Here is a 6530-nt window from a genome sequence, read left to right on the forward strand (position 1 = left end):
GAGGGTCGGGGTGGGGAAAAATATAAATAAAATGAAAATATCAGGAGCAGAAGCCGTTATAAGATGCTTATTAGCCGAAGGAGTTGACCTAGTTTATGGTTATCCTGGAGGAGCGATAATGCCGGTATATGACGAATTATATAAATTTCAAGATCAATTGCATCATGTTTTGGTGCGTCACGAACAAGGTGCAACTCATGCTGCACAAGGATTTGCAAGAGCTACAGGAAAAGTTGGAGTTGCAATTGCTACTTCAGGACCAGGGGCAACTAATTTAGTTACAGGAATAGCCGATGCTCAAATAGATTCTACTCCAATGGTATGCATCACAGGGCAAGTAGGAAAACATTTATTGGGATCGGATGCTTTTCAGGAGACTGATATCATTGGAATATCTACTCCAGTAACCAAATGGAATTATCAAATTACCGAAGCGAGTGAAATTCCAGAAATTATTGCAAAAGCTTTTTTTATTGCAAGATCAGGGCGTCCAGGGCCAGTATTGATAGACATTACAAAAAATGCTCAATTTGACGAACTGGATTTTAGTTATGAAAAATGTACTAGCATTAGAAGTTACACACCAAAGCCTACTTTAAATCTTGAAAAAGTTAAAGAAGCTGCCGATTTAATAAACAATGCCAAAAAACCATATATTATTTTTGGGCAAGGAATTATTTTAAGCGAAGCCGAAGAACAATTAAAAGCATTGATTGAAAAAACAGGTATTCCAGCGGCTTGGACAATTTTGGGTCTTTCAGCTTTGCCAACAGACCATCCTTTGAACGTAGGGATGTTGGGCATGCATGGAAATTATGGTCCAAATATCTTAACTAATGAATGCGATGTATTGATTGCATTGGGAATGCGTTTTGATGACCGTGTGACAGGAAATTTGGCTACTTACGCCAAACAAGCCAAAGTAATTCACTTTGAAATTGATCCTGCTGAAGTAGATAAAAATGTAAAAACGACAGTTGCGGTATTAGCGGATGTGAAGGAAGCATTAAACGCTTTGATTCCTCTTGTCGAAAGTAAATCTCATGATGCTTGGCATAACGAGTTCAAAGAAAAGTATAAAATTGAAATGGAAGCGGTTATCAATGAAGAATTGGCACCTTCTAACAATCGTGGCATTTCTATGGGAGAAACTATTGAAATGATTAATAAACATTCTAATGGTGATGCCATTATGGTTTCGGATGTAGGACAACACCAAATGTTTACATGTCGTTATTCTAAATTTAATAAAACCAAAAGTAACATTACTTCAGGTGGTTTAGGAACGATGGGATTTGCTTTGCCAGCTGCAATTGGTGCAAAAATGGGAATGCCAGATAGAGAAGTTGTAGCAATTATTGGTGACGGAGGTTTTCAAATGACGATTCAAGAATTGGGGACTATTTTTCAAACTAAGGTTCCCGTTAAAATTGTTGTTTTGAATAATGAATTTTTAGGAATGGTGCGTCAATGGCAAGAACTATTTTTTGATAATAGATATGCTTCTACCAAAATGATAAACCCAAACTTTATTGCAATTGCTGAGGGGTATTATATCAAATCAAAAAAAGTAACCAAACGAGAAGATTTGGACGCCGCAGTTGCCGAAATGATGGCTTCTAAAGAGTCTTACTTTCTAGAAGTTATGGTAGAGAAAGAGAATAACGTATTTCCGATGATCCCAACAGGAGCTTCAGTTTCTGATATAAGATTAAATTAAAAATAGTTTAAAGATTAAGGTTTAAAGTTGTTTGAAAAATGCAAACTAGAATTTCATTAAACAATTTTAAACTTTAAACAATTTTAAACTTTAAACAATATAAAATGGAAAATAAAATGTTCACCATTTCTGTTTATTCAGAAAATAACGTTGGCTTGCTAAATAGAATATCTGGGATATTCTTGAAACGTCACATCAACATATTGAGTCTAAATGTTTCCGAATCTGAAATTGAAAATGTTTCAAGATTTGTTATTGTTGTAAATACCACCGAAAAATGGGTGCAAAACATTGTAGGACAAATAGAAAAACAAATTGAAGTTATCAAAGCATTTTACCACATCGATGAGGAAACTATCTTTTTGGAAAGTGCAATCTTCAAAATAGAATCTAGCTTGCTTTTTGACGAAAGACAAATTCAGAACATAATAAAAGACAGTAAATCTGAAATTGTAACGGTATCTAGAGATTTTTTTGTGATTTCAAAATCAGGTAAACGCTCAGAAATTGAAGAATTATACGCAAAGCTAAAACCTTTCGGAATTATGCAATTTGTTCGTTCGGGCAGAATATCGATTTCGAAAGAAAAAATGGAAATATCAACATTATTAGAAGCATTAAAATAAATCCAATTTGTAACAGCAATAGACAATTTTTACAGATTACAATTTTCAATTATTAAATTTTACATTCATTAAATATTAAAAAAAATGGCAAATTATTTCAATTCATTACCACTTAGATTACAATTAGAACAATTAGGAGTTTGCGAATTCATGGATCAATCAGAATTTGCAAATGGAATAGAAGCATTAGCAGGAAAAAAAGTAGTCATTGTAGGTTGTGGAGCTCAAGGTTTGAACCAAGGTTTAAACATGAGAGATTCAGGTTTAGATATTTCTTATGCATTACGTGCTGACGCTATCGCTGAAAAAAGAGCTTCTTTCAAAAATGCTACTGATAATGGTTTCAAAGTGGGAACTTATGAAGAATTAATTCCAACAGCTGATTTGGTTTGTAACCTTACACCGGATAAACAACATACTGCAGTAGTAACTGCAATCATGCCATTGATGAAACAAGGGGCTACTTTGGCTTATTCTCATGGATTTAATATCGTTGAAGAAGGAATGCAAATCCGTAAAGACTTAACGGTTATTATGTGTGCTCCTAAATGTCCAGGATCTGAAGTACGTGAAGAATACAAAAGAGGTTTTGGTGTCCCAACTCTTATTGCAGTTCACCCAGAAAATGATCCAAATGGTTTTGGTTTAGATCAAGCAAAGGCCTACGCAGCTGCAACTGGTGGACATAAAGCGGGAGTTTTAAAGTCGTCATTCGTAGCTGAAGTAAAATCAGATTTAATGGGTGAGCAAACTATTCTTTGTGGTTTGTTGCAAACTGGTTCTATTTTATGTTTTGATAAAATGGTAGAGAAAGGAATTGAGCCTGGATATGCTTCAAAATTAATTCAATACGGATGGGAAACTATCACAGAAGCTTTGAAACATGGAGGTATCACTAATATGATGGATCGTCTTTCAAACCCTGCAAAAATTGAAGCTTATGAATTGGCAGATGAATTGAAAGATATCATGCGCCCATTATTTCAAAAACACCAAGATGATATTATGTCTGGAGAGTTTTCAAGAAACATGATGATTGACTGGGCTAATGATGATGTAAATTTATTGACTTGGAGAGCAGCAACAGGAGAAACTAATTTCGAAAAAACAGCTCCGCAAGAAGCTCCAATTTCAGAACAAGAGTATTTTGACAATGGAGTTTTGATGATTGCCATGGTAAAAGCGGGTGTTGAATTGGCTTTTGAAACTATGACAGAGGCTGGTATTATTGAAGAATCAGCATACTATGAATCTTTACATGAATTACCTTTGATTGCGAATACGGTAGCAAGAAAAAAATTGTTTGAAATGAATCGTGTTATTTCGGATACTGCTGAATACGGTTGTTATTTGTTTGACCATGCTTGTAAACCATTATTGACTGAATTCATGAAAACAGTTGAAACTAATGTTATTGGAAAACCTTTTTCTACTACTAATGGTGTAGATAATGCAGTACTTATTGCGGTTAATAAAAGTATTCGTCAACATCCAATTGAAGAAGTTGGAGCTTGGTTGAGAGAATCAATGACTGCAATGAAAAAAATAGGATAAATAAAATAATGATTAGGATTACCACACATGAGGGTGTGCTGGGATTTGCATAATATCAAATAGGTTTAAATATTTTGAATTAGTAAGCACTTATTAGACAGTTGATGATATTTTATGCTATTACATTCACTTAACTTCAGGTGAGCTCTAAGTTAAGTGAAGTAATCCCTAGTCAATATATTTTATAAAGAGATTCTTTTAATTTAAAAAGGAAGAATATAATTGTTTTGTTAAATATTGTTAATAAAAGGGCATTTTAGTTTTCTATTATGTCCTTTTCTTGTTTAAAATTTGTGTTTAAATCTAAAATAGTATTAAAAATTCATAAAATTTTGAAGAAGTGCGCTTTTTTATTATGTTTTTCAAATATTTTGTAAATTAATAGTTTTGAAAATCGAACAGATTTAATACTTTTATAAAAAATTAAAAAAGATGAGTTATTTTAAAATCGATAGTCTAGAACAATACTTTAAACATTATAATAAATCAATACGTGAACCCCGAAAATTCTGGGGAAAAATTGCTGAAGAAAATTTCACTTGGTATCAGTACTGGGACAAAGTTGTCGATTTTAATATGGCTGAAGCCGAAGTAAAATGGTTCGTTGACGCAAAAGTCAATATTACAAAGAACTGTATTGACAGGCACTTGGCTAAGAAAGGTGAGAAAACTGCAATAATTTTTGAACCAAATGATCCTTCAGAAGAAGCATTGCATATAAGTTATAATGAATTATACGAACGCGTTTCTAAAATGGCTAATGTTTTAAGAGAACAAGGCATTACAAAAGGAGACCGTGTTTGTATTTATTTACCAATGATTCCTGAATTGGCTGTATCAGTTTTGGCTTGCGCCAGAATTGGAGCAATACATTCTGTTGTTTTTGCTGGTTTTTCTGCTTCTGCTGTGGCTTCAAGGATAAATGACAGTGAATGTAAAATGGTGATTACTTCTGATGGAGGTTACCGTGGAAATAAAACTATTGATTTAAAAGGAATTATTGATGATGCTTTAGAAAGTTGTCCAACTGTTACTTCAGTTTTGGTAGCCAAAAGAACCAATGCTGAAATAAAGATGAAAGCTGGTCGTGACCAATGGTTGGCTCCACTTTTGGATAATGCAATAAATAATAGTGTTGCCGAAATCATGGATGCCGAAGATCCTTTGTTTATATTATATACTTCTGGATCTACAGGAAAACCAAAAGGAATGGTTCATACTACGGCTGGTTATATGGTTTATACAGCCTATACATTTAAGAATGTATTTAATTATGAAGAGAATGATGTTTTTTGGTGTACTGCCGATATCGGTTGGATTACTGGTCACTCTTATATCTTATACGGCCCATTATTGAATGGAGCTACTACTGTAATTTTTGAAGGAATTCCTTCTTATCCTGATTTTAGTCGTTTTTGGGAAACAATCGAAAAACATAAAGTTACACAATTCTATACAGCACCAACAGCCATCCGTGCTTTGGCCAAAGAGAATTTATCCTATGTTCAAAAATTTCCTTTAAAATCATTGAAAGTTATTGGTTCAGTAGGAGAGCCTATTAACGAAGAAGCTTGGCACTGGTACAATGACCACGTAGGAGGGAAGCGTTGCCCAGTAGTTGATACTTGGTGGCAAACCGAAACAGGCGGAATCATGATTGCTCCATTGGCATTCATTACTCCAACAAAACCTACATATGCTACATTGCCATTGCCTGGAATTCAACCCGTTTTAATGGATGATAAGCGCAATGAAATTGAAGGAAATCAAGTAGATGGTAGTTTGTGCATCAAATTTCCATGGCCAGGTATAGCAAGAACCATTTGGGGAGATCACCAAAGATACAAAGACACTTATTTCTCTGCTTTTCCAGGAAAATATTTTACAGGAGATGGTGCCTTACGTGATGAAGTAGGGTATTATAGAATTACAGGACGTGTGGATGATGTAGTGATTGTTTCTGGACATAATTTAGGAACTGCACCTATTGAAGATGCCATCAATGAGCACCCAGCTGTTGCAGAGTCAGCAATTGTTGGATTCCCACATGATATTAAAGGAAATGCACTCTATGGTTATGTGATATTGAAAGAATCTGGTGAATATAGAGATAGAGACAATTTGATTAAAGAGATTAATCAACATGTGTCTGATCATATTGGACCAATTGCTAAGCTTGACAAAATTCAGTTTGTAACTGGTTTGCCAAAAACTAGATCCGGAAAAATTATGCGACGTATTTTGCGAAAAATTGCGGAAGGTGATTATTCTAATTTTGGTGATATCACAACATTACTAAATCCAGAAATTGTTGATGAAATTGTAAAAGGGAAAATAGTATAACGCTATTTAGTCTTTGACTTCTATAAAAACTGCTTCAAAATCTGAAGCAGTTTTTTTTTGAATACCTCTTTATGATCTAATAAAAGAAAATGTACAAAAAGGTAAGTTATTTGAGTCAATGTTAAATTTTTATTAATTGCAGTAACATTATCTTTGAATTAAAGTCTATTGTATATCAGTTCATTAGATAATATATTGTTATGTTACTTCAGTTAAATAGTACAACATTTATTTTCCCAATAAAAACGGACAAAAAGTTAATAAAAAGTTAAAATAAAGTACTATGT

At 33.6% G+C, this 6530-nt stretch carries 4 protein-coding genes; all 4 read left to right on the plus strand.

Annotation, left to right across the window (positions count from 1 at the left end; all coding sequences use genetic code 11):
- Positions 1–31 precede the first annotated feature (31 nt).
- The 4 genes from ilvB (at position 32) to acs (ending at position 6243) form a co-directional block, all read left to right on the plus strand.
- Entirely contained in the window at positions 32–1720 is a 1689-nt protein-coding gene (gene ilvB / locus B0E44_RS18205) for a biosynthetic-type acetolactate synthase large subunit (RefSeq protein WP_077378797.1), read from the plus strand.
- Between the two features lie 104 nt (positions 1721–1824).
- Complete coding sequence (gene ilvN, locus B0E44_RS18210) at positions 1825–2346, plus strand: acetolactate synthase small subunit (protein ID WP_077378789.1); 522 nt, start codon at positions 1825–1827, stop codon at positions 2344–2346.
- Between the two features lie 84 nt (positions 2347–2430).
- On the plus strand, positions 2431–3900 hold the full coding sequence (gene ilvC, locus B0E44_RS18215) for a ketol-acid reductoisomerase (protein ID WP_077378792.1): 1470 nt from the start codon (positions 2431–2433) through the stop codon (positions 3898–3900).
- Positions 3901–4332: 432 nt separating this feature from the next.
- Complete coding sequence (gene acs, locus B0E44_RS18220) at positions 4333–6243, plus strand: acetate--CoA ligase (protein WP_077378795.1); 1911 nt, start codon at positions 4333–4335, stop codon at positions 6241–6243.
- Positions 6244–6530: the final 287 nt, after the last annotated feature.

The sequence above is a fragment of the Flavobacterium sp. A45 genome, assembly GCF_002001005.1.
Classification (GTDB): Bacteria; Bacteroidota; Bacteroidia; order Flavobacteriales; family Flavobacteriaceae; genus Flavobacterium.

Bases quoted from the DNA above. Each gene is read 5' to 3' on its own strand.
- acs (WP_077378795.1), top strand. From the start codon at position 4,333: ATGAGTTATTTTAAAATCGATAGTCTAGAACAATACTTTAAACATTAT.
- ilvN (WP_077378789.1), top strand. From the start codon at position 1,825: ATGGAAAATAAAATGTTCACCATTTCTGTTTATTCAGAAAATAACGTT.
- ilvB (WP_077378797.1), top strand. From the start codon at position 32: ATGAAAATATCAGGAGCAGAAGCCGTTATAAGATGCTTATTAGCCGAA.
- ilvC (WP_077378792.1), top strand. From the start codon at position 2,431: ATGGCAAATTATTTCAATTCATTACCACTTAGATTACAATTAGAACAA.